Origin of the sequence: Haloprofundus salilacus (genome assembly GCF_020150815.1) — an archaeon.
In the GTDB taxonomy this organism is placed as follows: Archaea; Halobacteriota; Halobacteria; order Halobacteriales; family Haloferacaceae; genus Haloprofundus; species Haloprofundus salilacus.
The window spans coordinates 900,733-924,341 of record NZ_CP083723.1 but is presented as its reverse complement, the minus strand read 5'-3'; the positions used below and the strand labels follow the sequence as shown (position 1 = coordinate 924,341).

The 23,609-nt window shown below is 64.6% G+C and carries 23 protein-coding genes; 17 read left to right on the top strand and 6 right to left on the bottom strand.

The features are described 5' to 3' along the window. Positions 1-130: 130 nt before the first annotated feature. Positions 131-556 carry a universal stress protein gene (locus LAQ58_RS04795; RefSeq protein WP_224449474.1) on the top strand — a complete coding sequence of 142 codons (426 nt, stop codon included), beginning with the start codon at positions 131-133 and terminating at the stop codon, positions 554-556. Here the strand turns inward: LAQ58_RS04795 and glyA are convergent, their stop codons facing one another. Further along, the gene (glyA, locus tag LAQ58_RS04790; protein WP_224449473.1) at positions 557-1,804 is read right to left on the bottom strand and encodes a serine hydroxymethyltransferase; all 1,248 of its coding nucleotides are present in this window, start codon (positions 1,802-1,804) and stop codon (positions 557-559) included. It abuts the gene before it with no gap. 387 nt (positions 1,805-2,191) lie between these two features. On the opposite strand from glyA, the gene LAQ58_RS04785 reads away from it, so the two are divergent. After that, positions 2,192-4,240 carry a hypothetical protein gene (locus LAQ58_RS04785; RefSeq protein WP_224449472.1) on the top strand — a complete coding sequence of 683 codons (2,049 nt, stop codon included), beginning with the start codon at positions 2,192-2,194 and terminating at the stop codon, positions 4,238-4,240. A 4-nt stretch (positions 4,241-4,244) separates the two neighbouring features. Here the strand turns inward: LAQ58_RS04785 and LAQ58_RS04780 are convergent, their stop codons facing one another. Continuing rightward, complete coding sequence (locus LAQ58_RS04780; protein ID WP_224449471.1) at positions 4,245-4,430, bottom strand: hypothetical protein; 186 nt, start codon at positions 4,428-4,430, stop codon at positions 4,245-4,247. A gap of 160 nt (positions 4,431-4,590) precedes the next feature. Between LAQ58_RS04780 and tbsP the strand changes: the two genes are divergently transcribed. Then, a complete protein-coding gene (tbsP, locus tag LAQ58_RS04775; RefSeq protein WP_224449470.1) occupies positions 4,591-5,409 on the top strand; it encodes a transcriptional regulator TbsP in 819 nt (272 codons plus the stop codon). Between the two features lie 233 nt (positions 5,410-5,642). After that, positions 5,643-7,379 carry a YcaO-like family protein gene (locus tag LAQ58_RS04770; protein ID WP_224449469.1) on the top strand — a complete coding sequence of 579 codons (1,737 nt, stop codon included), beginning with the start codon at positions 5,643-5,645 and terminating at the stop codon, positions 7,377-7,379. Between the two features lie 9 nt (positions 7,380-7,388). On the opposite strand, the gene LAQ58_RS04765 is transcribed toward LAQ58_RS04770, so the two are convergent. Beyond that, positions 7,389-8,450, bottom strand: a complete 1,062-nt coding sequence (locus LAQ58_RS04765) for a mechanosensitive ion channel family protein (RefSeq protein ID WP_224449468.1) — start codon at positions 8,448-8,450, stop codon at positions 7,389-7,391. A gap of 125 nt (positions 8,451-8,575) precedes the next feature. Here LAQ58_RS04765 and LAQ58_RS04760 point away from each other — a divergent pair, with 125 nt between their 5' ends. Next, complete coding sequence (locus LAQ58_RS04760) at positions 8,576-9,313, top strand: proteasome assembly chaperone family protein (protein ID WP_224449467.1); 738 nt, start codon at positions 8,576-8,578, stop codon at positions 9,311-9,313. 137 nt (positions 9,314-9,450) lie between these two features. Further along, on the top strand, positions 9,451-10,542 hold the full coding sequence (gene trmB / locus LAQ58_RS04755) for an HTH-type sugar sensing transcriptional regulator TrmB (RefSeq protein ID WP_224449466.1): 1,092 nt from the start codon (positions 9,451-9,453) through the stop codon (positions 10,540-10,542). A gap of 29 nt (positions 10,543-10,571) precedes the next feature. On the opposite strand, the gene LAQ58_RS04750 is transcribed toward trmB, so the two are convergent. After that, positions 10,572-11,453, bottom strand: a complete 882-nt coding sequence (locus tag LAQ58_RS04750; RefSeq protein ID WP_224449465.1) for a DUF8054 domain-containing protein — start codon at positions 11,451-11,453, stop codon at positions 10,572-10,574. A 101-nt stretch (positions 11,454-11,554) separates the two neighbouring features. Here LAQ58_RS04750 and LAQ58_RS04745 point away from each other — a divergent pair, with 101 nt between their 5' ends. The 8 genes from LAQ58_RS04745 (at position 11,555) to LAQ58_RS04710 (ending at position 20,005) form a co-directional block, all read left to right on the top strand. Continuing rightward, positions 11,555-12,541, top strand: coding sequence for an aldo/keto reductase (locus LAQ58_RS04745; protein WP_224449464.1), 987 nt, complete (start codon positions 11,555-11,557; stop codon positions 12,539-12,541). A gap of 181 nt (positions 12,542-12,722) precedes the next feature. Continuing rightward, positions 12,723-14,246: an extracellular solute-binding protein gene (locus LAQ58_RS04740; RefSeq protein ID WP_224449463.1), complete on the top strand. Its 1,524-nt coding sequence runs from the start codon at positions 12,723-12,725 to the stop codon at positions 14,244-14,246. Positions 14,247-14,357: 111 nt separating this feature from the next. Beyond that, positions 14,358-15,302: a carbohydrate ABC transporter permease gene (locus LAQ58_RS04735; protein ID WP_224450216.1), complete on the top strand. Its 945-nt coding sequence runs from the start codon at positions 14,358-14,360 to the stop codon at positions 15,300-15,302. Between the two features lies 1 nt (position 15,303). Then, on the top strand, positions 15,304-16,287 hold the full coding sequence (locus LAQ58_RS04730; RefSeq protein ID WP_224449462.1) for a carbohydrate ABC transporter permease: 984 nt from the start codon (positions 15,304-15,306) through the stop codon (positions 16,285-16,287). A 4-nt stretch (positions 16,288-16,291) separates the two neighbouring features. Then, complete coding sequence (locus LAQ58_RS04725) at positions 16,292-17,476, top strand: ABC transporter ATP-binding protein (protein ID WP_224449461.1); 1,185 nt, start codon at positions 16,292-16,294, stop codon at positions 17,474-17,476. Between the two features lie 9 nt (positions 17,477-17,485). Further along, positions 17,486-17,689 (top strand): DUF8005 family protein, encoded by a 204-nt coding sequence (locus LAQ58_RS04720; RefSeq protein ID WP_224449460.1) that lies wholly within the window; start codon positions 17,486-17,488, stop codon positions 17,687-17,689. Positions 17,690-17,741: 52 nt separating this feature from the next. Then, positions 17,742-18,836, top strand: coding sequence for a Gfo/Idh/MocA family protein (locus LAQ58_RS04715; RefSeq protein ID WP_224449459.1), 1,095 nt, complete (start codon positions 17,742-17,744; stop codon positions 18,834-18,836). A 203-nt stretch (positions 18,837-19,039) separates the two neighbouring features. Further along, the gene (locus LAQ58_RS04710; protein ID WP_224449458.1) at positions 19,040-20,005 is read left to right on the top strand and encodes a sugar phosphate isomerase/epimerase family protein; all 966 of its coding nucleotides are present in this window, start codon (positions 19,040-19,042) and stop codon (positions 20,003-20,005) included. A 28-nt stretch (positions 20,006-20,033) separates the two neighbouring features. On the opposite strand, the gene LAQ58_RS04705 is transcribed toward LAQ58_RS04710, so the two are convergent. Then, complete coding sequence (locus tag LAQ58_RS04705; protein WP_224449457.1) at positions 20,034-20,528, bottom strand: NUDIX hydrolase; 495 nt, start codon at positions 20,526-20,528, stop codon at positions 20,034-20,036. 78 nt (positions 20,529-20,606) lie between these two features. Between LAQ58_RS04705 and LAQ58_RS04700 the strand changes: the two genes are divergently transcribed. Beyond that, entirely contained in the window at positions 20,607-21,719 is a 1,113-nt protein-coding gene (locus tag LAQ58_RS04700; RefSeq protein ID WP_224449456.1) for a Gfo/Idh/MocA family protein, read from the top strand. A 24-nt stretch (positions 21,720-21,743) separates the two neighbouring features. Here the strand turns inward: LAQ58_RS04700 and LAQ58_RS04695 are convergent, their stop codons facing one another. After that, complete coding sequence (locus LAQ58_RS04695; protein WP_224449455.1) at positions 21,744-22,592, bottom strand: eIF2B alpha/beta/delta subunit family protein; 849 nt, start codon at positions 22,590-22,592, stop codon at positions 21,744-21,746. A 94-nt stretch (positions 22,593-22,686) separates the two neighbouring features. On the opposite strand from LAQ58_RS04695, the gene LAQ58_RS04690 reads away from it, so the two are divergent. Further along, the gene (locus tag LAQ58_RS04690) at positions 22,687-23,178 is read left to right on the top strand and encodes a DUF7969 family protein (protein WP_224449454.1); all 492 of its coding nucleotides are present in this window, start codon (positions 22,687-22,689) and stop codon (positions 23,176-23,178) included. A 41-nt stretch (positions 23,179-23,219) separates the two neighbouring features. Beyond that, positions 23,220-23,471, top strand: a complete 252-nt coding sequence (locus LAQ58_RS04685; protein ID WP_224449453.1) for a DUF7556 family protein — start codon at positions 23,220-23,222, stop codon at positions 23,469-23,471. Positions 23,472-23,609: the final 138 nt, after the last annotated feature.

Genomic DNA, 23,609 nt, shown 5'->3' with positions numbered 1-23,609 from the left:
GTCTGGCATCAAGACACGACAGATATACATGTTTGTGTGGTATCCGAAGCGTTCGACAGCGCTGCGGCGCTGTCGGCAATGCCGTGGAGACGTGGGTGTTTTATCTTCACCGTGGCCGTACCATCAGGCGATGTACGACACGATACTGCTCCCGACCGACGGGAGTGACGGTTCCCGACAGGCGGCTGCACACGCGTTCGACCTCGCGCGGCAGTACGACGCGACGGTCCACGTCCTCTACGTCGCCGACACGCAGCGCGACAGTCTCACCACCGTCGGAACCGAGATTTTCGACGCGCTCGAAGCCGACGGCCAAGAGGCGGTGTCGGCTATCGTCGAGAGCGACGTCGCCCGCGGCGTCGACGTCGAAGAAATCGTCGTCCAGGGACACCCCGACGACGAGATTCTCTCCTACGTCGAGGAAAACGGCGTCGACCTCGTCGTGATGGCGACGCACGGGCGCAGCGGTCTCGGTCGCTACCTCCTCGGAAGCACGACCGAGAAAATCGTCCGCAGTTCGCCCGTTCCAGTGTTTACCGTCCGCGTCAGCGAGTAATCAGTCGTATAGCGGGTGGGCTTCGCAGAGGTCCTGCACGCTCGCGCTCACGTCTTCGAGCACCGCCTCGTCGTCGTGGTTGTCGACGACGCGGGAGATGAGGTCGCCGACTTCCGCGGTCGCCTCCTCGTCGAACCCGCGAGTCGTGAGTCCGGGCGTGCCCGCGCGGATGCCGCTGGGGTTGAACGCCGAGCGGGTCTCGCCGGGGACGGTGTTGGCGTTGAGGACGACGCCGACCGATTCGAGCGCCTCTTCCGCCTCGCCGCCGGTGAGGTCCGGGTGCGACTCGCGGAGGTCGACGAGTACGAGGTGGGTGTCGGTGCCGCCGGAGACGACGCCGAGACCGTTCTCCTCGAACGTGTCAGCGAGCGTTTTCGCGTTAGCGACGACGCGTTCCGCGTACTCCTGGAACTCGGGTTGCATCGCCTCGTGGAAGCCGACGGCTTTGCCCGCGATGTTGTGCATGAGCGGGCCGCCCTGTGCGCCGGGGAAGACGGCTGAGTCGACGGCCTTCGCGTGTTCCTCACTCGTCATGATGATGCCGCCGCGACCTGCACGGATGGTCTTGTGCGTCGACCCCGTGACGAAGTCGGCGATACCGACGGGCGAGGGGTGGGTGCCCGCCGCGACGAGACCCGTGATGTGGGCGATGTCGGCGAGGTGGTAAGCGTCGACGTCGTCGGCGACGTCCTGGATGCGCTCCCAGTCGACCGTACGCGGGTACGCGGAGTAACCCGAGACGATGATGTCCGGTTCGAACTCGCGCGCCTGCGCTTCGAGCGCGTCGTAGTCGATGTAGCCCGTCTCGGCGTCGACGTGGTACTGCTCGACGTCGTAGAGTTTCCCGGTGAAGTTCGCGGGGTGGCCGTGGCTGAGGTGGCCGCCGTGGTTGAGTTCCAGCGAGAGAATCTTGTCGCCGGGTTCGAGCATCGCGAGGTAGACGCCCATGTTCGCCTGCGTCCCGGAGTGCGGTTGGACGTTGACGTGCTCCGCACCCCACAGTTCCTTCGCGCGGTCGACCGCGAGGCTTTCGACTTCGTCGGCGTACTCGCAACCGGCGTAGTACCGCGAACCGGGGTAGCCCTCGGCGTACTTGTTGGTCAGCGCACTCCCCTGCGCTTCGAGAACCGCTCGACTGACGTGGTTCTCGCTCGCGATCATCGCCAACGTCTCCTGCTGGCGGCTCACTTCCCCGGAGAGGGCGTCCGCGACCGCCGGATCGACTTCGCGTACGTGATCGTAGTCCATGATTCCCATGGCGGTTGAAATCGCATTAAGTGTGTCCCTCTCTCCACATCTTTCCAGTCTATCCGCCCTCTCTGCCCTCTCCGGTAGCTCGATCGTTGAGGAGTGGTCCATTATCTCCCCGCGGCGCGGTTGGTCGTCAGCGCCGCAACACGGTCGGCTCGTCGCCACTGCAACAAGTCGGCTCGTCGGTACCCCAACACGGTCGACTCGTTGCCGCAGTCTACTCGGTTCGCCGCTGCGACTCGCTCGCTTCGTCACCGCGACCCGCTTGGACCGACTGTCGAATGCTTCGAAACGCCGGTATAATCTCCGAGACGCCCGTAGAACCGCTCTCCGTCCCGCTCCGACAGAGATATACGTCGTCGCAGATTTACTTTCGTATCCTCAATGATTTCGGTGGAGTCGACCGAACAGGGAATCCGGGCCGTTGACTCCTCGAAAACCACCATCGACGTGGTTGCCGAGCGCTGGACGGAGACGACCGGCGGTCCGTCGATCCCTCGCGACCCCGACGTGACCGTCTCGGGGACAACGACCGAACTGCGCTTCCCGCCGGTGTTCGTCGTCGCCGAGGCGAGCGACGGCAGTCGCTTCGAACTCGCGAGCGAGGTCGGCCCGATAGACCTCCCGCCGGGCGACTACGTCGTCCGCGTCGACGGCAACGTGTTGACGTACGTCGCTTTCTCCGGTCCCGTCCGTCTGGAGAAACCAAACTACGAAGCGGCGATACTCTCCTTTCCGACGCGAACCACGGTGACGCTGGGCTTCCGGAATCGGACGCACGCCCCCGCCGAGACGGTGGTCGTCCCGCGGACGCCCGCAGGCGTCGCGACGGCGCTCTCGCAGTTCCCGTCGGGCCACCGAACCACGACCGCCGACCGCTCGTACCCGACGATGCGGGACCACCCGCCCCGCGTCGCGTTCGGCGACTCGGTGTCGATTCCGGACGTCGTTTCCGAACGCCGCGAGGAGACGAGCGTCGAGTTCCGCCTCCCGCCGGAACTCGACTACCTCTTTCCGGCGTCGTCGCTGGCGCACTACCTCGGCGCGACCGTCGCCGTCGAGTCGGGGACGACGCCGCGACTCGAAACCGCCGACCGCGTCCACGAACTTCCGGCGCTCCCGTCGTTCCAGTACGAAACCGCGGCCCTGCTCCGACGCGTCTTCCTCCTGGACTGTCTGGTCCGAAACGCGGGCCCGCACGGAACCGACCTCGCGGAGTTCCGACTGCTTTCGGAGCTCCCGCTGGACGCCGACGCGCTGTACGCCGCGCCGGTGGCCGAGCGCCTGAACGCGTACCTCGATGCGCCGTTCGAGTGCATCTCCGACGAGTTACCCGAGTGGCACCTCTCGATGTACGTCGAACCGACGATGTCGCACGCGAAGACGCTCCCGTATCTGCTGCAGAACGTTCCGAACGTCTTCCTGCCGGAGTCGACGCCACTCGACGGCGGCGAGCGTCTCACCCGGTCGTTGGACGACTTCTACCGCGGACTCAAGTCGCCGAGCGACGACGCCGTCGCCGTCGATCTCACGAAACCGAAACTCGGGCCGGGTCGGGCGCACGGATGGCTGGCCGGCGGCGTCCCCATCGACGTGTTCAAAGGCGTCCCCGAAGCGTACGAGAACCGCTTCGATTTCCTGGGGCGCGCCGACGACTCCATCTCCGTCGTCGCTATCCTCAACGACAGCGGGATGGAGAACGAGCACGCCGAGGCCGCCCGCATCTACCGCGAACGCGCCGCCGACCTCGACATCGACATCGAGGTGCGCGAACATCTGACGACCGAGGAACTGGCGACGGTGTTCGAGACGCCGCACGACTTCGTCCACTACATCGGCCATTGCGACCGCGCCGGGCTGCGCTGTGCGGACGGACATCTCTCGGTATCGGCGCTGAAGGAGTCGAACGTCCAGACGTTCTTTCTCAACGCCTGCGGCTCGTTCTACGAGGGCATCGGTCTCGTCGAACGAGGCAGCGTCGCGGGCGCGGTGACGTTCAACCGCGTCGTCGACAGTCAGGCCGCGAAGGTCGGAACGATGTTCGCGCGCCTCCTCGTTCACGGCTTCTGCTTCGAGCGAGCCATGCAGATGGCGCGCCGACGCATCATGACCGGTAAAGATTACGCCGTCGTCGGCGACGGCACGCACGTCCTCGCGCAGTCGGACAACTACGTCTCCTCGGACGTGGAACTCGTCCGTCTCGACTGCGACGAGTTCGAACTCCGCTACAGCGTCTACTCGCCGTGGGTAAACGGCGGCTACTTCCAGACACACGTCACGCCCGACGACGAGTCGCGTCTGCTCGGGTCGACGGGGACGTACGTCCTCGACCGAGAGAGGTTGTGCGAGTTCCTGAACCACGCGGATACGCCCGTCGTCTACGACGGCGACATCCACTGGTCGGACGGGTTAGCGAACACGCTGCGGTCCTGACCCTCTACGGCCCGGTGGACGTGCTGTGGCCGTTGTACGGCTCGACGAACGTCACCTCCGCACCGACGGTGCCCTGCGTCGCGATGCCGACCAGGAGGACGACGCCGGCGACGAGGAGGCGCGGATGTCGGGCGAGGAACGCGGTCGTAGACGACGCGATACGTCTCTGCTCTGAGTGATTGTTTGACATATACATAATGACATGTACCGTGACGGCAGTTAACAATTGTGGAAATTGTAGGTCTGCAAACAACTCGTGCGGTCGAAACCCGTTCGGCGTCCTCGGGCGAATCCAACCGTCAAGTAGCGTTAATATTAAATAATCTCCACCCGTTTATCACCACAGTAATATGGCCTCAAATTTACTCGAAGAACAGATAGAGGATATTCTTCGCGCCGCGCTCGAAGACGCAGACGACGACCTGTTCATCGTCGACCCGTCGGCGGAAGCGGTCGAAGAACTCGTCGCCGTCGCCACCTCGGTAGACACTGAACTCCCAAACATCCGGATGGTCGCCGACGAAGGCATCCTGAAAGACGTGATGGGTGATTTCATCGTCGCCAGCAACGCCGCGGACCTCATCGACGCGGGGGCGCTGTCAATGCGCACCACCACCGAGGAAGTCGACAACGCGCTGCTCGTCACTCGCGACGCCGTGATGGCACTCGTCACCGCCGACGGCCGCGTCGCCGCGCTGACGACCGAAGACGACGAGTTCGTCGAGGCCGCCTTCGAGACGTACGAGACACTCTGGCAGGAGTCGCCCGACTTCAAGCTCCGCACACCGCCGATTTCGCGCGTCCGCGACACGCTCGGCGCCGAAATCAGCGACCAGGCCGAGTCGGACTTCGATGCCGTCCTCGCCTCGCTCGAAACCGCACGCGGCGACGGCGACGGTCTCGACGAAGTGACCATCAGCCTCCTCGTCGCGGCGAAAAACGACGTGCTGCTGTACGACATCTCGAAGTGGGGCGAAGACGTCGGTATCGCCTCGAAGGCGACGTTCTCGCGCACGAAGACGAAACTCGAAGACATGGGTCTCATCGACACCGAGAAGGTGCCTATCGACGTAGGTCGCCCACGTCTCCGTCTGAAACTCGGCGACGACCGACTCCGCGGCGCCAACGGCGACGAACTCGCCAGCGTCGCGATGAGCATGCTCAACTAACGCACCTTTTTCCGCCTCGGGGCCGCGCTTCGCGCGACTCGCTCGGCGCAAAAATCTGCACCAAAAAAGCCGCGTGCTCGGTCGAGGGCCTCGCACGCGGTACTGTGGCACTTACGCCGATAGCGACTGCACCGCCTCCGCGACGGCGAACCGAGTACGTCGACGGGCGGTAGCCGCGTCGCATTGACGCTTCGAACGACGCCTTTTCTTCCCCTTCGTCCCTCTTCCGACGCATGCACGCCGGTCTCGTCGGGTCGGGTCCCGCCGCGGAGTCTGTTCGCGCCGCGTTCGCAGATATCGATGCACAGGTCTCGGAGACGACGCCCGGTGGCCTCGCCGACTTCGCGCTCGGCGTCGTCGTCGCCCCCGCCGGAAGCGACGCGTTCGCCCAGGCGAACGACGTCGCCAACCGCTGGGTCGCTGTCGAAATCGGGGGCGTCGGCGGGCACCCGCTCTCGGCGCTCGACGCATCGGTCTCCGTTTTCGCCGCCGACTCCGGCTGTTTTCGCTGTCTCCGCGCGCGCGTCGCCTCGAACCTCGATGACGACGAGGCGGCCGACCGGCCGCACGGCGACAGAGCGGCGGTCCGACTCGCCGGGGCCGTCGCCGGGCGTCGCGCCGTCGCCCTGCTCTCCAGCGAGAGCCTCGCGGGCACCGTCGTCGAAGTTCCCGGTCCCGAGCGGGAGTTCCACCCGGTTCCGGGGTGCGAGTGCCACGCGTCCGGGCCGTCGAACGCCGCCCGCGACCAGACGTTCGCGCTCGACCACCGCGACGCCGACCTCGACGACTCGCTCGCGCGCGCGGAGCGAGCGCTCGACGACCGGGTAGGCATCGTTCGGACCGTCGGCGAACGCGAGTCGTTTCCGGTACCATACTACTTTGCGCAGACCGCCGACACGACCGTGTTCTCCGATGCCCGCGCCGCCGAGTTCGCCGCGGGCGTAGACGCCGACTGGAACCCGGCGTTCATGAAGGCGCTCGGCGAGGCGCTGGAGCGGTACTGCGCGGGCGTCTATCGGAACGGTGAGTTCGTCACCGCCTCGGAGACGAACCGCGCGAATCCGGTGTCGCCGCGGCGGTTCGTCCGCCCCGACGGGTGGGAGACGGCGGGTCGAGACGAGTCGATCCCGTGGGCCGAAGGGGTCGATCTCGATTCGCGAGAGCGCGTCTCGCTCCCCGCTGAGTTCGTCCAGTTCCCGCCGCCGACCGAACGCCACAAACCGGCCATCACGACCGGTCTCGGTCTCGGAAACTCTACCGTCGAAGCCTGCTTGTCGGGTCTCTACGAGACGCTCGAACGCGACGCGACGATGCTCGCGTGGTACTCAACGTTCGATCCGCTGGAACTCGTCGTCGACGACGAGGGGTTCGAGACGTTAGTCGGTCGCGCGCGCGCTGAATCGCTGTCGGTGACGCCGCTCCTCGTGACGCAGGACGTGGACGTCCCCGTCGTTGCCGTCGCGGTCCACCGCGGCGGCGAGATCGAGGAGGCGACGTGGCCGCAGTTCGCCGTCGGCTCCGGGGCGAATCTCGATGCGGCGGCGGCCGCTCGCTCGGCGCTGGCGGAGGCGCTGCAGAACTGGACGGAACTTCGAGCGATGGGTCCCGAACGAGCGGCCGGGGAGAGCGGTGCCATCGGCGAGTACGCCGACTTCCCGCGGGCGGCGCGTCGGTTCGTCGACTCGACCGGCCGGGTCCGCGCCGCCGACGTGGGGACGGCGGAGCTATCGGGAACCGAGGAACTCGAAACCGTCGTCTCGCGGGCGTCGGCCGCCGGTCTGGGGACGTACGCAGCGCGCGTCACGACGCCGGACGTGGCGGCGCTCGGGTTCGAGGCGGTTCGGGTTGTCGTGCCGGAGGCGCAACCGCTCTTCACGGGCGAGGCGTTCTTCGGCGAGCGGGCGCGTCGGGTCCCGGCGGACCTCGGGTTCGAGCCTCGATTGGACGCGCCGTTCCATCCGTATCCGTAGCTTCGAGAGTCAGGTGTTCCGTCGTGAAGGGTCGTCGGCGTTCGCGACGCGCTCGCCGTCGTCGGGAACCACGTCGTCCCAGCTTTCGCCGTTGAAGCTCACGCTCGCGGTGCCGCTGGTCTCGTCGAAGATGAGGTGCTGGTGCGGGTAGGCGAACTCCAGCGTCGCGTCGGACTCCTCGAACAGCGTCTTGATACGCGTCTGGATCTTCGAGCGGACAGTGAGCATCTTGTACGGCTGCTTCGCCCAGTAGCGGAGCGTGAGGAGGATACCGTGATCGGCGTACTCGTCGAGGTAACACGTCGGCTTCGCCGGGTAGCGGGCGCTGCCGATGCGGATGGCTGGACCGCCCTCGATGACATCGTCGCAGTTCTGCGCCGCCCGCTCGATGAGCCGTCGCGCCGTCTCGATGTCGGATTCGTACGTGACGAGGATGTGGAGCGTGAGACGCGACCGCTCGTCCTCCGCAGAGTAGTTGACTACGTCGCGTTCGCGGATCGAGGAGTTCGGGAGGACGAGGAAGGAGTTGTCGAGGGTGAACATCTTCGTGTACCGAATCGTGATCTCTTCGACGAACCCCCGCTCGCCGGTATCCAGTTCTACCATATCGCCGATCTCGTACGGCTGGTCGGCGAGGACGAACAGGCCGTTGATGACGCTGCCGATGATGGGCGCGAGGACGATACCCACCACCGCCGTAAACACCGTCCCGAAGACGAAGATGTCGGGAAAGGTGACGTTGTACGCGCCGAGTGCCACGAACATCGAGAGGAGGACGACGGCGATTCGGATGCCCGAGAGCACTATCTGTGCGACACTCTGGCGCGCGAACCGCTTCGCGACAGGACGGCCGAGCAGTCGAACGACGAGTTTCGAGAGGTAGACGCCGGCCACTAAGATGAGCAGCGCGAGCGCGAACCGCCAGCCCGGTAACTGCTGTATCCACTCGGGGACGAGACTCGCGAGGAACTTCCCGAGACCCTCCGCCGTCGACTCGGATTCGTCCGGGGTCGTAGTCGGCGTCTGCTGGAGGGCGACCCACAGAATCGTCGATACTCGACCCGACGTCATTGCCCAAGGTGACTCAGGCTACGTGAAAAAGCGTTTTCCTCCGTCGGTCCCGCGCCTCAGACCGACCTTCCGAACCGACCGAGTCAACGGCGAACCGCTAAACCCCCGCCGATAGTAGGTCGAGTATGTCCGCTTCGCGACTCCCCTACGATTTTCACGTCTCGCACGACACCGACCCCAGCGACACGCTTCTCGCCGGCTTCTCGACGTTCGGCCTCGCCGGACTCACCGCCGTCGACTACCTCGTCGACCACCTCGAACTGGAGGAGCGAGGCCACATCACCGCCGACGGTCTCCCCGCCATCACGCCGTTCGAGAACGGCCGTCCGCGACACCACACGCGACTGTTCTCCCGGCCAGACCTCGACTTGACGGTCCTCGTCAGCGAACTGTTCGTCCCGGCGGCGGCCGGTAAGACGTTCTCGGACGCGATTCTCGACTGGACGGAGACCGCCGGCGTCGAGGAAGTCGCCATCCTCTCGGGGGTGCCGGTTCCGCACGGTCCCGGGCAGCACCGCACGTTCTACATCGCCACCGACGACTACCGCGAGTCCCGGTTGACCGAAGCGGACGTCCCGCCGATGGGCAACGGCTTCCTCGACGGGACGAACGCGGCGTTCGTCGAACGCGGTCTCTCCTCGTCGCTCGGCGTCTGCGTCTACGTCACGCCGGTCCACGCGCAGGTGCCGGACGTGGAGGCCGCCTTGCGACTTATTAACACCGTCGACGCCGTGTACGACCTCGGCGTCGAGACGGGTCCGCTAGAGGAGTTCGCCGGGCGCGTCGAACAGTACTACGGCGAACTCGCCGAGCGAATCGAGGCGCGCGAAGGGGATTCGGCCGAGGACCGAATGTACATGTAGCGCCCCGGCGGCCCTGGACCAGAACGTTGATGAATAGGTGCGCCGAACGTTCACCTACCTGTAACAACGTGTTTTCGGAACTGCGTGCTACTCGTGCTATAGTAAATCTCTTACGTGCGGAGTGAGGTCGAACTATCATGGTCGATGACCTTCGACTCACGATGGAGCGCGTCGGCGAGCGCTTCAACCTCGGCGAGTACGAGATAGACGCGTATCTCGCCGTCTTAGAACACGGACAACTGACCGCGAGCGAAATCGCCGACCGGACCGACATCCCGCAACCGCGGGTGTACGACACGGTTCGGAGCCTCGCCGACCGGGGCCTCGTCGAACTCCGCGAGTCGCGGCCGATGAAGATCGTCGCCGTCGACCCCGAGAACGCCTTCGGCAACTTCCGGAGTTCCTTCACCGAGATGGTCGAAGAACTCGGCGCGCGCTACACCGCACCGGCTCGCGAGACGGAGGCCGTCTCGCTCGTTAAATCCCGGTCGACGATTCTCCGTTACATCGAGGAGATCATCGACACCGCGGAGTTCGAACTCGTGCTCTCGCTCACGCCCGACCTGCTGCAGCGCTTCCACGACGACCTGGTCGAGGCAACGAACGACGGCGTCAGCATCGACCTCCTAGTTACGCCCGCCTCACAAGCACCCGACCCCGCAGAGTTCGACTACATGGACGTCTGCACCATCGCTCGAAGTCGCCGCGGCATCACGACGCCCGTGCTGGCCGTCGCTGACGGCGAGTACTCCATCTACGCGACGCAGGACGCCCTCCGCGACGACCGCGACCGCTACGGCGTCATCTTCAACCGTTCGGCGCTCGGCTTTCTGGTCTCGGGCTTCTTCGGGACCGTCCTCTGGACCACCGCCGACACACTCGCCGCCGGTGGCAAAGACCGACCGTTCCCCCGGCGCTACGCCTCGATTCGTCGCGCGGTGAAGGATATCCGCGACCTCGACGGCGACTTCTATGCCACTGTCGAAGGCCGTGACATCGAGACGGGCGACCCCATCGTCGCCGAAGGGAAAGTCGTCGACCTCGCGTTCGAGGACACCGAGGAAGTCGCGTCGCTCGTCGTCGAGACCGACGACGGCACTATCCGCGTCGGCGGGTTGGTCGCGGCACTCGAAGATATCGAGGGCCAAGAGATCCGCATCGGCCGCGAGGAACCGCCGGGCCGCGCCGACCGACTTCGCGACGGCGCACAGCGTCGCGCCGACGACTGACGAAGTAGCGGTGGAGAGTTTCGGCCGGTTTAGAACTCGTACAGCAGTTCGTCGCACTCCTTGCAGGCCAGCACCTCGATATCCGGTGAATCGTAGACGCCCATCGTCCCGCCGCAGCAGTTTCTCACCGTCGTTTCTTCGACCACTCCGCCGCAGACCGGACACTCCGGGAGGAACATCCGAAGTGGATTCGCCGCGTGCGCGGCGACGGCGTCGTCGACGCCCCGCGACCGCAACGAGCGAACGACGGCCGTCTCCGCAGTCGCCACCGACTCCGAGAGCCACGTCTTTGCGCCGTCGCTTTCAAGGACGACCCACTCGTCGTCGAGTTCCCACGTCGCCCCCGCGGGCATCGCGTCGGCGGCGGCCGCGGCGAGCGTCTCACGGTCGCTGGCGCGGAGGTTGCTCATCTCGGCCGTCCACTCGTCGACGAACGCGTCCGTGAGGTAGAGTTCGTCGCTGTCGGCGAACACACCTGCCGCGCAGAGTTCGCGAACGAGCGCCTCGCCGTCGAGTTTGCCCTCCGTCAACGTGTCAGAGCGGCGAGCGTCGGTATCGTCATCGCCGGTGTCGTCGTCGGTGGTGTCGGTGGCGTTGCCGTCGCCATCGCGTCCGACGTCGCCGAGACTGCCGCTGCCGCCGTTACCGTCGCCGACGGCGTACTTCGGTCCAAAGTCGACCGGGAGGCGAGAAACGAGTTTCGGCGCGAAGGCCGGGGTGTACGGGACCGCGTAACCCCGCAGATAGACGAGACCGACGCCGACAGCGCCGACGACGAGCGAGAAACCGTAGGAGAACGGAGCGAGCAGCAGACAGACGAGCGCGATGATCGCCGCGTTGACCGCCGTACACGGCCAACAGCGACGTTCACCGGTGTACTCGGGTCGCCGAACGGTGTCGAGCAGTGACATGCCCGTGAGTGGTCGCCGGGGTGACTTGAGGGTTCTGCCGCGGTCGGTTTGTACCTCGCCGCCGCCTCCACACTTTTCCCGTCCGTCGTTGAAGGTCACGTATGACGGAGATGGAGTATACGAAACTCGGCGACACCGGTTTGGAGGTGTCGCGGTTCTGCCTAGGCTGTATGAACTTCGGGTCGGGCGCGGAGTGGATGATGAACGACGAGGAGGCGAGCATCGAACTCATCCACCGAGCGCTCGATCTCGGCATCAACTTCCTCGACACGGCGAACGTCTACTCGCGCGGCGAGAGCGAGGAGATCGTCGGGAAGGCTATCGAGGGCCGCAACCGCGACGAGTTGGTCGTCGCCACCAAGGTGTACGGCGAGATGGGCGACTACCCGAACGGGCAGGGTCTCTCGCGGAAACATATCCTCGACCAGGCCGAGGCGAGTCTCGAGCGGTTGGGAACCGACTACATCGACCTCTATCAGATTCACCGCTGGGACGACGAGACGCCCATCGAGGAGACCCTTTCTGCACTGAGTCACCTCGTCGAGACGGGTAAAGTCCGCTACATCGGCGCGAGCACGATGACATCGTACCAGTTCACGAAGGCGCTGTACACGAGCGACATCGAGGAGTACGAGCGTTTCACCTGCATGCAACCGGAGTACAACGCGGTCGACCGCCACGAAGAGGCCAACCTGTTGCCGGTCTGCGACGGCGAGGGCGTCGGCGTCATCCCGTGGTCGCCGCTGGCGGGCGGCTTTCTGACCGGGAAGTACGAACGCGACGGCGACGTCGAGGAGGGACTGCGAGCGGACACCGACGAGTATACGCAGGACCGATTCACCGAGGAGAACTGGACGGTGCTCGACGAGATTCGCGCCGTCGCCGACGAGAAAGACGCGACGCCTGCGCAGGTGAGCCTCGCGTGGCTGTTGCACAAACCCGTGGTCACCGCGCCCATCATCGGTCCGCGAAGCGTCGAGCACCTCGAAGAGAACGTCGGTGCGCTCGACGTGAACCTGTCGGCGGACGAGGTAGAACGGATAGAGTCGCCGAAGACGCCCCAGTGGCCGATCGAGACGAAAAATTGAACGGCTCCATAACGTTCGGAATACCGAGATTGATTCGACGATGGGATTGCCTAACGATATCGAAAACGGTCTATACAGGCCGTCTACGCACCGAAAACCTCGTGACAGTTAATTCACTACAACGGACGTAGTAACCGTGCCGAAGCTATAAATGAGTCCTCTGCTAAGAGAACAAACTGTAATGGTTGATGCTGACTCACGCGACCGTGCGAAGCAACGAAGTAGCGTATCTCGGCGACGATTCGTGCAGGCGGCCGGTGCCTCCGGCGTCGCGTTCGGACTGGCCGGATGTATCCAGAGCCAGGACAACGGCGGCGACGGAAACGGCGGCGGGAACAACACCAGCGAGCAGTTAGACCCCGGTTCGGTGAACAACGAAGTCACCGTCCAGTGGGCGGCGGACTCCCGCGTCGCGGACAACGTCGACCGCATCACCGAGGCGCTGCGCTCGGCCGGACTTCCGGACAACATCTCCATCGACATTCTCGGTGGGTCACAGGTGACCGACGACCGGCAGAACCAGTATCAGACGTGGCTCAACTCCGGACAGGAGGAGCCGACGCTTCTGATGACCGACAGCGGGTGGACGATTCCGTTCATCGTCCGCGACCAGCTTCAGAACCTCGGCCAGTCGCTGCCGAGCGACATGGTTTCGCAGGTCAACGATAACTACTTCGGAGCGAGTGTCGAAACCGCGAAGCACCCCGACTCTGACGACCTCTACGCGGTTCCGCTGTTCCCGGACTTCCCGACGATTCAGTACCGCAAGGACCTCGTCACGGACGCCGGCTACGACCCCGACGGGAACAACTGGGGGACGGAGTCGATGACGTGGAAGGATTTCAACAACATGATCGCGGACGTCGTCTCGCAGAACGACGACGTCCAGATGGGGTTCAACTTCCAGGCGGCCTCCTACGAGGGGCTCTCCTGCTGTGACTTCAACGAGTTCATCACCGGGTGGGGCGGCGCGTACTTCGGCGACCACAGCAACCTGTTCGGTCCGGTCGGCGACCGACCGATCACCGTCAACGAGGAACCCGTCCTGCAGTCCATCCGGATGATTCGGACGTTCATCCACGGACAGGACGACGAGCACTCGCTCGACGGCTACCAGCGGATTTCGCCCGAGGCCGTCCTCCAGTGGCAGGAAGACCCCTCGAAGGCGCCGTTCGACAACGGCAACGCCGTCGCGCTGCGTAACTGGCCGTACTCCATCGTCGAGAACGGCGCGGAGGAGAACTACGGCGAGGACCTCGGCGTGATGCCGATTCCGTACGCCGTGACGCCGGACGAAGCCGAGTACGAAGGCACCGGCGGTCCGTCTGCCGCGCTCGGCGGCTGGCACATCTCGCTGAACCCGAACTCGAGCACCGAGAAGAAGAACGCCGCCGCGGCCGTCATCCAGGCGATGATGACCGACGAGTTCAACCTCAAGATGTTCGAGATTCTCGGGTGGATTCCGCCGAAGCCGGAACTGCTCAACTCCGACCGCGCGGCGCAAGTGCCCGTCATCGGTCGCTACCTCGAGCAGCTTCGAGTCGCTGGTGAGAACGCCGTTCCGCGACCTGTCACGGCCGTCTGGTCACAGCAGTCCGACCAGATCGCCTCGGAGGTCAACTCCACGTACGCCCAGCAGAAGTCGCCCGAGGACGCGATGTCGAGTCTCCAGTCGACGCTCGAACAGATCGAACAGAACGCCTAAGCGTCTGCCTCCCAACGTTAATACTTGTTACCAATGGCCACAGAACAGGAATCGCAGGGGACTGTTCGAGACGGTTCACGGTCCGGTCCGTACGTCTCGACAGTCCGCTGGATGGAAAACCTGAGCGAGACGGCGTACGCGTACTTGCTGCTCGTGCCAGCGCTGATACTGCTGCTGGTAATCGCAGTGTACCCGCTCGTCACGACGTTCTGGATGTCGCTGTTCGCCGACGCGTTGTCGGGTTCGGCTAATCTTGGCCAGTTCGTCGGCATCACCAATTACGTCGAACTCCTGACGAACCAACGAAGCTACGCGCTCCCGTCGGCGTTCATGCCCACGTCGCTGACGCCGAACGGGATATTCGCGAGTGCCCTCGGCGTGACGCTCGTATTCACCCTCGTGAGCGTGTTCTTCGAGACGATTATCGGCTTCGGACAGGCGCTCGTGCTCGACCAGGATTTCCGTGGACGGCGCTGGGTTCGAGTAGCGATAATCATCCCGTGGGCGGTGCCCATCGTCATCCAAGGGATGATCTTCTACCTACTGTTCCAGCCCGGTATCGGCTTCCTCGTCGGCACCAGTCAGAACCCGACGCTGCTCAACCAACTCACGTGGATCGGGACGACGCCGCTGGCGAACACGGTGGACGCGACGACCATCATTATCGTCGCCGACATCTGGAAGACGTCGGCGTTCATGGCGTTGCTCATCCTCGCGGGATTGCAGAGCATCGACCGCTCGCTGTACGACGTGGCGAAAGTCGCCGGCGCGTCGAAGTGGCAACAGTTCAAGATGATCACGCTGCCGCTCATCATGCCGACGATTCTCGTCGCGATGCTTTTCCGGACCATCGCGGCGATGCGCGTCTACGGCATCATCGAGACGACCTCCGCCTGTACGACGGTGCCGTCGCTGTCGTGTCTGGTCGTCACGAGCTTCAACCAGCGCGCGTACGGGACGGCGGCGTCCGTCGCGTTCATCACAGCCGCAATCATCGGCGTCGCGGTGTCCGTCTACATCGTGAAGTTCGCCGACGCTGAAGGAGGTGGATTCTGAGATGGGAAGCGAACCACAGACCGGCGATTCGACGACGACCATCGGCGGCGACGACCGCGAACTGAAGCGCGGACCGTTCAGCCGATGGGTCAGCAGTTCGATAAAGAACCCCGAGCGGACGTACCGCGCGATGTTCTACGTCCTGACGGCGTTTTTCCTGCTCACGACGCTGTTCCCGTTCTACTGGCTGCTCGTGCTGTCGCTGACGCCGCCGCGGGCGCTACAGAACGTCGGGCTCTACCCGCCGGGCGGGACGCTCAACTTCGAGTCCTTCCTGGTGGTGTTCGAGCGCGTGCCGTTCCACATCTTCATGTTCAACAGCTTCGTGCTCGGCATCTTGACCACCGTGGTCGTTCTGCTGTTGGCGAGTCTCGCGGGCTACGTCTTCGGCCGCCTCCGATTCCCCGGACGCGGGCCGCTGATGCTGGCCATCCTCGCCATCTCGTACTTCCCGCCGGCGGCGTTCCTGCTGCCGCTGTACGACCTGTTCACGGGAAACGTCGCGATCGCGATTCCCGGAACGGGGCTCGCCATCGCCTTCCCCGAGCTGTACAACACGCCGGGAGCGATGGTGCTTCCGTTCAGCGCGCTGTTCATGCCGCTGTCTATCTTCATCCTCACGACGTTCTACGGGCAGATTCCGGACGGACTGGAGGACGCCGCGCGCGTCGAGGGAACGACCCGGTTGGGCGCGCTGTTCCGCGTCATCATCCCGCTGTCGGCGCCCGGCGTGGCGACGGCGGGTGTGCTCACGTTCATCAGCGTCTACAACGAGTTCTTCTTCTCGTTCCTGATGAACAACGGTGAACCCGGAAGCTGGGCCCCGCTCGTCGCGGGTATCATCGGCTTGCAGGGCCAGTACGACACACCGTACCATCTGATGGCGGCGGCGAGTATCATCGGCGTGCTGCCGGTGGCCGTGCTGGTCATCGTCGCACAGGAGAAAATCGTCAGCGGGCTCACGGCAGGAGCACTCAAGGAGTAAGACAATGGGAGACGTAAAACTCGAACACGTAACGAAACGGTACGAGGACGTAACGGCAGTCGACGACATGAACGTGGAGATCCACGACGGGGAGTTCGTTTGCCTCGTCGGTCCGTCCGGCTGCGGGAAGTCGACGACCATGGAGATGGTCGCCGGGTTGACCAAACCCACGGAGGGGACCATCCACATCGGCGACAGGGAGGTGACGAACCTCCCTCCGAAAGACCGCGGGGTGGCGATGGTGTTCCAGAACATCGCGCTGTTCCCGCACATGGATGTGTACGACAACATCAGCTTCGGCCTCCGACTCCGCGACTACGAGAAGGAGGAGATAGACCGCCGCGTCGAGCGCGCCTCCGACATCGTCCAACTGGAGGGGATGTTAGACCGCATGCCCGACGAGATGTCCGGCGGCCAGCGCCAGCGCGTCGCCATCGCCCGTGCTATCGTCCGGAACCCCGACGTGTTCCTGATGGACGAGCCGCTGGCGAACCTCGACGCGAAACTGCGCGTCCACATGCGGACCGAACTCCAGCGCCTGCACAAGGAACTGGACACGACGATCATCTACGTCACGCACGACCAGGCGGAGGCGATGACGATGTCAGACCGCATCGCCGTCCTCGACGGCGGCAAACTCCAGCAGATAGATCCACCGCTGACCTGCTACAACGAACCTGACAACCTGTTCGTCGCGGGGTTCATCGGATCGCCGGCGATGAACTTCCTCGACGGCACCGTCACCCAGCAGGGCTTCGAGCACGACACCGGCATCACAATCGAGTTCGACCCCGCACAGATGGGCGTCGAAGTCGGTCAGGAAGTTACTCTCGGGGTGCGTCCCGAAGACGTCTACCCGATCGACCAGTCGCAGTCGCTCTCGCACCCGTCGATGAGTATCGACACGACGACGGACGTCCTCGAACCGATGGGCGACGAGATATTCGTCTACTTGATGCTGGACGAGAGCGCCGGCGGGATGGATATGGAAGCCGCACAGCAGAACCAACTGCTGATGAGCGTCGACCCCGACAGCGACATCGCCGAGGACCAAGAGTTCGACGTCGTCCTCGACCGGAGCAGGATTCATCTCTTCGACACCGCGTCGGGCCAGGCGATCCAGCACGGACTGGTCAAGCTAACGAGTAGCGAGAGCGTCACCGAAACCGAAGCCGAAAGCGACGACTGAACGCTACAGATGGTCACCGAACTCGGCTTACTGTACATCGGGGCGGTGACGCTTCTGTTCTTCTTCTGGGCGTACGGCATCGTGTCGTTCGTGCTAGATCTGAAGAACATCATCATCCCGAAGGGACGGCAGTTTCTGCGCGGAAGGCGCAGGATGAAGGAAGAAGAGCAACGCGAGGAAGAACGCGAGGAACGCGAGCGTCAGTTGTACTGAGCACGCAGGAACGTGACGCTTAACACGGCCTATAGTAAACGAGCAGTAGAGAATGACTTCGGACACGCCAGTACGGGTCGGGGTAATCGGCCTCGGTAACATCGGGCATTACCACGCCGACCGTTTGACGGATTTGGGTGCGACGCTCGTCGGGGGCATGGACATCCAAGCCGACGCTCGCCGACGCTTCGCCGAGAAGTACGGTGTCGACGCCTACGACGACAAACAGGAACTGTTCGACGACGTCGACGCGGTCATCGTGACGACGCCGAACCGGTTCCACGAGGAATACGCCGTCGCGGCGCTCGATGCCGGTATCGACGTGCTGCTGGAGAAGCCGCTCGCGCACAACTTAGAGAGCGCCGAGCGAATCGCCGCCGCCGCGGAATCGTCGGACGCGCTCTGCATGGTCGGCTTCAACAACCGCTTCGCGAACCCCGTCGAAGTCATCAAGAGCTACCAGCGCGACGGCGAGTTCGGCGAGATGCAACACGTTGAGGCCAACTACGTCCGCCGTCGCGGCATCCCCGGCCGCGGGTCGTGGTTCACCTCGAAGGATATCGCCGGCGGCGGCGCGCTCATCGACATCGGCGTCCACGCGATCGACCTCGCGCTCCACTTCCTCGACTTCCCCGAAATCGTCGAAGTCTCCGGCGTGACGCGCTCGCAGTTCGGCAACCAGGACGACTACGCCTTCGTCGAGATGTGGGGCGAGGACATCGGCCCGGAAGGGTTCGACGTAGACGACTCCGCGAGCGCATTCATTCGCTCTGCGGAGGGGCAGACCATCTCCCTTGAAGTCGCGTGGGCGACGAACCGACCGACGAACGACGAGTTCATCCTCCGCGGCTCCGAGGCCGGCGCGCGCTTCGACCGCGCGAGCCACGAACTGACGCTCTACGAAACCGGCAAGGACGGCACCGACCACCTTCGCGACACCGACATCCAGACTCAGGCCAACGACACCCACAAATCCGAACAGCGCCTGTTCCTCGAGGCCGTCGCCTCCGGCCAGAAACCGGACCGAAACACCGTCGAACAGGGACTGGCAGTCCAGCGCGTCATCGACGCAATCTACCGTTCCTCGGCGGAGGGAACGGCGGTTCGACTCGACGGCGAACCGGAAGCGACGCCGGAACTCGACTGAGTCGGCCGACAAAGAAAGCACCCGTACTGCGAGTGTCCGATTCGCTATTCTGATGGCGTTTGACGGGTTCTAACGGCTCTTCTCTGCTTTCGGCGGTCTCTGTGGTCGCCGACGCGCTTGCGTCGACTCCGGCCGGTCCGTCCTCTGCCCAGAGCGGGCACCTCTCCTGAAGTTTTATCGGCGTTCTAGATGTACCGAAAGGCATGGACATCGGAGTACTCACCGTCCCCCTCGACGGCCAGTCGCTCGAAGAGGCACTCGATTACCTCGACGGTATCGGCGTCTCCGCGGTCGAACTCGGCATCGGCGGGTTCCCCGGCGAGACCCACGTCGACCGTCAGGAACTACTCGACGACGAGGACGCGCAGTCCGAACTGTTGGACCTACTCGACGAGTACGAGATGCGCATCAGTGCGCTCGCGACGCACAACAACCCGCTGCATCCCGACGAGGAGACGGCCGGACACGCCGATACGGAACTCCGCGAAGCTGTCACGCTCGCCGACCAACTCGACGTCGACGTCGTCACCTGTTTCTCGGGGCTGCCCGCAGGCGGACCCGACGACGACGTGCCGAACTGGATAACCGCGCCGTGGCCGAACGAGCACGCCGACGCCCACGACTACCAGTGGGACGTCGCCACCGACTACTGGTCGGGACTTTCGAACCACGCCGCCGACCACGGCGTCCAGCTAGCCATCGAGATGCACCCGAACATGCTCGTCTACGAACCGACGGGGATGCTGCGTCTGCGCGAGGCGACGAACCAGTACGTCGGCGCGAACTTCGACCCCTCGCACCTCTACTGGCAGGGTATCGACGTGCTCGCCGCCATCCGCTACCTCGGGGAGGCGGGAGCCATCCACCACGTCCACGCAAAGGACACCCGCGTCTACGACGACCAATCACGCATCAAGGGCGTCCTCGACACCACGCCGTACACCGACGAACCCGACCGCTCGTGGCTGTTCCGCACCGTCGGCTACGGCCACGGCGAGGGACACTGGAAGGATATCGTCTCGACGCTCCGGATGATCGGCTACGACGGCGCGCTCTCCATCGAACACGAGGACTCGCTCACCTCGTCGCAGGAGGGGCTGGAGAAGGCGGTCGAACTGCTCCAGCGGGCGACGTTCGAGACAACGCCCGGCGAAGCCCACTGGGTGTAGTCGCCGGACCGAAGTAGACGAAACGCTCTCAGAGCACGCTCGGCAGTTTTTCGGGGTACAGCGTCTCTTCGCCGTCGGTGAACGCCGACAGCGGTTTCCACAGACAGTCGAATTCCTCGTCGAGTTCGGGCTCGTAGCCGGTGAAGGAGTCCATCTGGTAGGGCCACTGCTGGACGAACGCCGCGCCGTAGACGCGGTGTACTTCGTGACACTCTTCGCCGTCGAGGGTGAACACGTCCTCGAACGTGCCGAGTTCGTGGACCTGAGTCAGTTCGACTTCCAACTCCTCGCGGAACTCGCGGCGGAGCGCGTCGACGCTGTGCTCGCCAAACTCGACGCCTCCGCCGAGCGGGCGGTAGTACGTGCCCGACTCCTCGGAGTCGCCCTCGAAGACGAGCAGTTCGTCGTCTCGGCGGACAACGCCGAGGGCGACGACGCGAATTCGCTCGGCGGGCGGGTGAAGGTCGTCGTCGGGCGGGTGGAGGCCGTCGGCGGTCGAACCGGTGGAGGGTCGATTACTCATGCGCGGAGATGGTGGGACGGAGTCCTATCAATCTATTGAATATCAAAGGATAAGCCGCCACCGGGAGAACTCACGAGCATGACGCTAACGGTCGGTATGCTCGGTTATCGCTTCATGGGACAGGCACACTCGAACGCGTTGGCGCGACTCCCAATGTTCTTCCCGGACGCGCCCGAGGTGGTCCGTCACACGCTCGTCGGTCGCGACGAGGAGGCACTAGCTGACGCCGCCGACCGATTCGGCTTCGAACACACCGCCACCGACTGGGAGGACGTCGTCGACGAGGTGGACGTGTTCTACAACCTCGGTCCGAACCACCTCCACGCCGACCCCTCCATCGCGGCGCTCGAAGCGGGCGCGCACGTGTTCTGCGAGAAACCGCTCGCGCCGACGCTCGACGAGGCCGAGCGGATGCGCCACGCCGCCGCCGACGCCGCGGGCACTGCGGGATGCGCCTTCAACTACCGGTTCATTCCCGCCATCCAGTACGCGAAAAAGCTCATCGACGACGGCGAACTCGGCGAGATTCGCCACGTCGACGGCCGCTACATGCAGGATTGGCTCGCCGACCCCGACGCGCCGTGGGCGTGGCGGATGGACAAAGAGCTCGCCGGGAGCGGCGCGCTCGGCGACCTCGGCGCGCACACGGTCGACCTCGCGCGCTTCCTCGTCGGCGAGCAGGCGGGCGACATCGACAGCGTGAGTGGCTCTCTCCGGACATTCGTCGACGAGCGACCCGTCGAAGGCGAAGACGAGACGCGCCCGGTCACCGTCGACGACGCGTACACCGCCGAGGCCGAGTTCGAGAACGGCGCGATGGGAACGTTCGAGGCCTCCCGCGTCGCGACGGGCCACAAGAACGACCACACGATTCGCGTCCACGGGTCGGAGGGAAGTCTGAAGTTCTCGCTCGAACGAATCAACGAACTCGAACTCCTGCGCGAAGGAAACCGCGGCTACGAGACCATTCTCGTCACCGACGAGGACGACCCCTACGTCGACCACTGGTGGCCGCCGGGCCACGTCCTCGGCTGGGAGCACACGTTCGTCCACGAGAACTACGAGTTCCTCTCGGCTGCCGACGCGGGCGAAGAGTTCCACCCGTCGTTCGAGGACGCCTACGAGGCCCAGCGGGTGCTCGACGCCATCGAGCGGAGCGACGAAAACGGCGAGCGGGTCGCGCTCGACTAGCCTGTCGAACGTCGTTTCCCAGAGTCAGTAGTGCCGCGTCTGCTCGTCGGTGATGACCTCGTCTATCAGCGGCACGGGCGTCGCGTCATAGGCGGGGTTGTCGATGGTAAAGCCCTCGGCGGGTTCGAGCATCACCTCGGCGGGCGAGCGGAACTCGTTCTCGAAGCGGAAGCCGTCCTCGATGATCTTCGCGCCGGAGCCGACGATGGTGACGGGGACGCCGACCTCGTTGGCCGCGGCGACCATCGGGAACGTGCCGACGCGGTTGTACAGCACGTCGTCGACGATGCAGTCCATCCCGATGACGACGCGGTCACACTCCTCTAAGACGTAGCCCGAGGCGCTGTCGACGATGAGGTGGGCGTCGACGCGGTCCATCGCGGCGAGCGTCCGCGCGGTCTTCCGTCCGAGATAGCGCGGGCGCGCCTCCGTCGCGTACGCCGTGAGTTCGGTCCCACCGCGCGTGGCCGTCTCGACGGCCTCCAGCACCGTCGAGGAGTAGTCGTGCGTGAGAAACGTCTCACCGTCCTCGAACGTCTCGGCGGCGGTGTCGGCCGCGCGGCGCTTGCCGCGCTCGACGTCCTCGACGACTCGCTCTATCGTCTCTCGAGTTCGTGTCTTCGCTTCGTCCACCGTGTCGGCCTCTCCGACGACGCTCTCTGTGACCTCCCGCATCGCGTTGTACAGCGAGGCGTGCGACGGGTTCGCCCGCCGGAGCGCCCCCGCGTTTCGTTCGAGGTCGCGTTCGTACTCTTCGAGAGTCGCGAACTCCCGGTCGAGCAGTTCCAAAAGCGCCCGTGTTGCCTTGACGGCGACGACGGAGGAGCTGTGGGTCTGCATCTCCCGGATTTCCTCGACCGTCTCGTCTATCATACCCAAACGTCTGCCCCTCGGAGCAAAGAGTTTCCGGGAGGCGGAGGGCGGTTCCGCCGCGAGACACAAGTGCCCGTAGCCCCTATTCGGCGCGATGAGCTTCACCGTCACCTACTACTGTCCGCACTGTAAGACGCTCGTCGAACTCGAACGTGACGAGTACCTCGCGGACAAGGCGGTCACGCCGTATCCGCTCGAAGGCTGGGAGTACGCGACCCCCGACGCCGCGTATGAGGACGCTGACGGGGTCGAACTCGTCTGCGGCGAGAGCGACGCTCCCTCGGTGGCGTTCAGACCGAAAGGGTGGATTCCCGGCGAAGGTGGCGACAGCGGAATCGACGGTGAAAGCGACGGCGGAATCGACGAAGCCGGTCTCAACGGTGACCGCGACGGCGGCGGTACCGACGACAGCGGCGCGAACCAAATCGGCTGTGGCCGAGCGTTCTACCTCAGCTACATCAAATACGCCGACGGGGAGGAACTTGACCCTCGCCGTCCGTCGGAGCTCGTTGACATCGGCGGAGACGGCCGAATGGGACCCCGTGGCCCCTCTGGACCGCCCGGTCCGGGCGGATTCCAGCGCTGAGTTGTCTGACAACCGTACCTAATTTATTGGGCAGTGGTCGTATGCCTTCAGAGGTTGTCTTTCAGAACACGATGGATTCCCGAAACCCGAAACGTCGGGCTACCCGACGCCCTCCACGCGGCGAACGTGGAGTTGCGAACGAGCACGCCGCCGAGTCGGACGACGCGGAAGTGACGTGTACGTTCGACGAGGTCGACGGAGAGAAGTCGCTGGTCGTCGCCGACGTCTCTCGCGACGACGCTTGGCTCTCGATGAACGCGTCCGCCTGTGTTGCGGTCGACTCCTGGCGGTGATTCCCATGTCCAAAACTATCTCCCGCGACTACAGCTGTATCCGCGCAAGCCTCCAGCGACTGAACTCGCGTGTCAGAATCCCGTCGCGCGAGCACGCGCCCGAACCCGCCCAGTACGACTGAGCGGTACCCGTCCGAG

Coding starts and splice junctions, on each gene's coding strand:
- trmB (WP_224449466.1), top strand. CDS start 9,451: ATGGTCGATGACCTTCGACTCACGATGGAGCGCGTCGGCGAGCGCTTC.
- LAQ58_RS04695 (WP_224449455.1), bottom strand. CDS start 22,592: ATGATAGACGAGACGGTCGAGGAAATCCGGGAGATGCAGACCCACAGC.
- LAQ58_RS04705 (WP_224449457.1), bottom strand. CDS start 20,528: ATGAGTAATCGACCCTCCACCGGTTCGACCGCCGACGGCCTCCACCCG.
- LAQ58_RS04690 (WP_224449454.1), top strand. CDS start 22,687: ATGAGCTTCACCGTCACCTACTACTGTCCGCACTGTAAGACGCTCGTC.
- LAQ58_RS04745 (WP_224449464.1), top strand. CDS start 11,555: ATGACGGAGATGGAGTATACGAAACTCGGCGACACCGGTTTGGAGGTG.
- LAQ58_RS04765 (WP_224449468.1), bottom strand. CDS start 8,450: ATGACGTCGGGTCGAGTATCGACGATTCTGTGGGTCGCCCTCCAGCAG.
- LAQ58_RS04715 (WP_224449459.1), top strand. CDS start 17,742: ATGACTTCGGACACGCCAGTACGGGTCGGGGTAATCGGCCTCGGTAAC.
- LAQ58_RS04750 (WP_224449465.1), bottom strand. CDS start 11,453: ATGTCACTGCTCGACACCGTTCGGCGACCCGAGTACACCGGTGAACGT.
- tbsP (WP_224449470.1), top strand. CDS start 4,591: ATGGCCTCAAATTTACTCGAAGAACAGATAGAGGATATTCTTCGCGCC.
- LAQ58_RS04760 (WP_224449467.1), top strand. CDS start 8,576: ATGTCCGCTTCGCGACTCCCCTACGATTTTCACGTCTCGCACGACACC.
- LAQ58_RS04725 (WP_224449461.1), top strand. CDS start 16,292: ATGGGAGACGTAAAACTCGAACACGTAACGAAACGGTACGAGGACGTA.
- LAQ58_RS04780 (WP_224449471.1), bottom strand. CDS start 4,430: ATGTCAAACAATCACTCAGAGCAGAGACGTATCGCGTCGTCTACGACC.
- LAQ58_RS04710 (WP_224449458.1), top strand. CDS start 19,040: ATGGACATCGGAGTACTCACCGTCCCCCTCGACGGCCAGTCGCTCGAA.
- LAQ58_RS04770 (WP_224449469.1), top strand. CDS start 5,643: ATGCACGCCGGTCTCGTCGGGTCGGGTCCCGCCGCGGAGTCTGTTCGC.
- LAQ58_RS04720 (WP_224449460.1), top strand. CDS start 17,486: ATGGTCACCGAACTCGGCTTACTGTACATCGGGGCGGTGACGCTTCTG.
- LAQ58_RS04685 (WP_224449453.1), top strand. CDS start 23,220: ATGCCTTCAGAGGTTGTCTTTCAGAACACGATGGATTCCCGAAACCCG.
- LAQ58_RS04795 (WP_224449474.1), top strand. CDS start 131: ATGTACGACACGATACTGCTCCCGACCGACGGGAGTGACGGTTCCCGA.
- LAQ58_RS04785 (WP_224449472.1), top strand. CDS start 2,192: ATGATTTCGGTGGAGTCGACCGAACAGGGAATCCGGGCCGTTGACTCC.
- glyA (WP_224449473.1), bottom strand. CDS start 1,804: ATGGACTACGATCACGTACGCGAAGTCGATCCGGCGGTCGCGGACGCC.
- LAQ58_RS04700 (WP_224449456.1), top strand. CDS start 20,607: ATGACGCTAACGGTCGGTATGCTCGGTTATCGCTTCATGGGACAGGCA.
- LAQ58_RS04740 (WP_224449463.1), top strand. CDS start 12,723: ATGGTTGATGCTGACTCACGCGACCGTGCGAAGCAACGAAGTAGCGTA.
- LAQ58_RS04730 (WP_224449462.1), top strand. CDS start 15,304: ATGGGAAGCGAACCACAGACCGGCGATTCGACGACGACCATCGGCGGC.
- LAQ58_RS04735 (WP_224450216.1), top strand. CDS start 14,358: ATGGAAAACCTGAGCGAGACGGCGTACGCGTACTTGCTGCTCGTGCCA.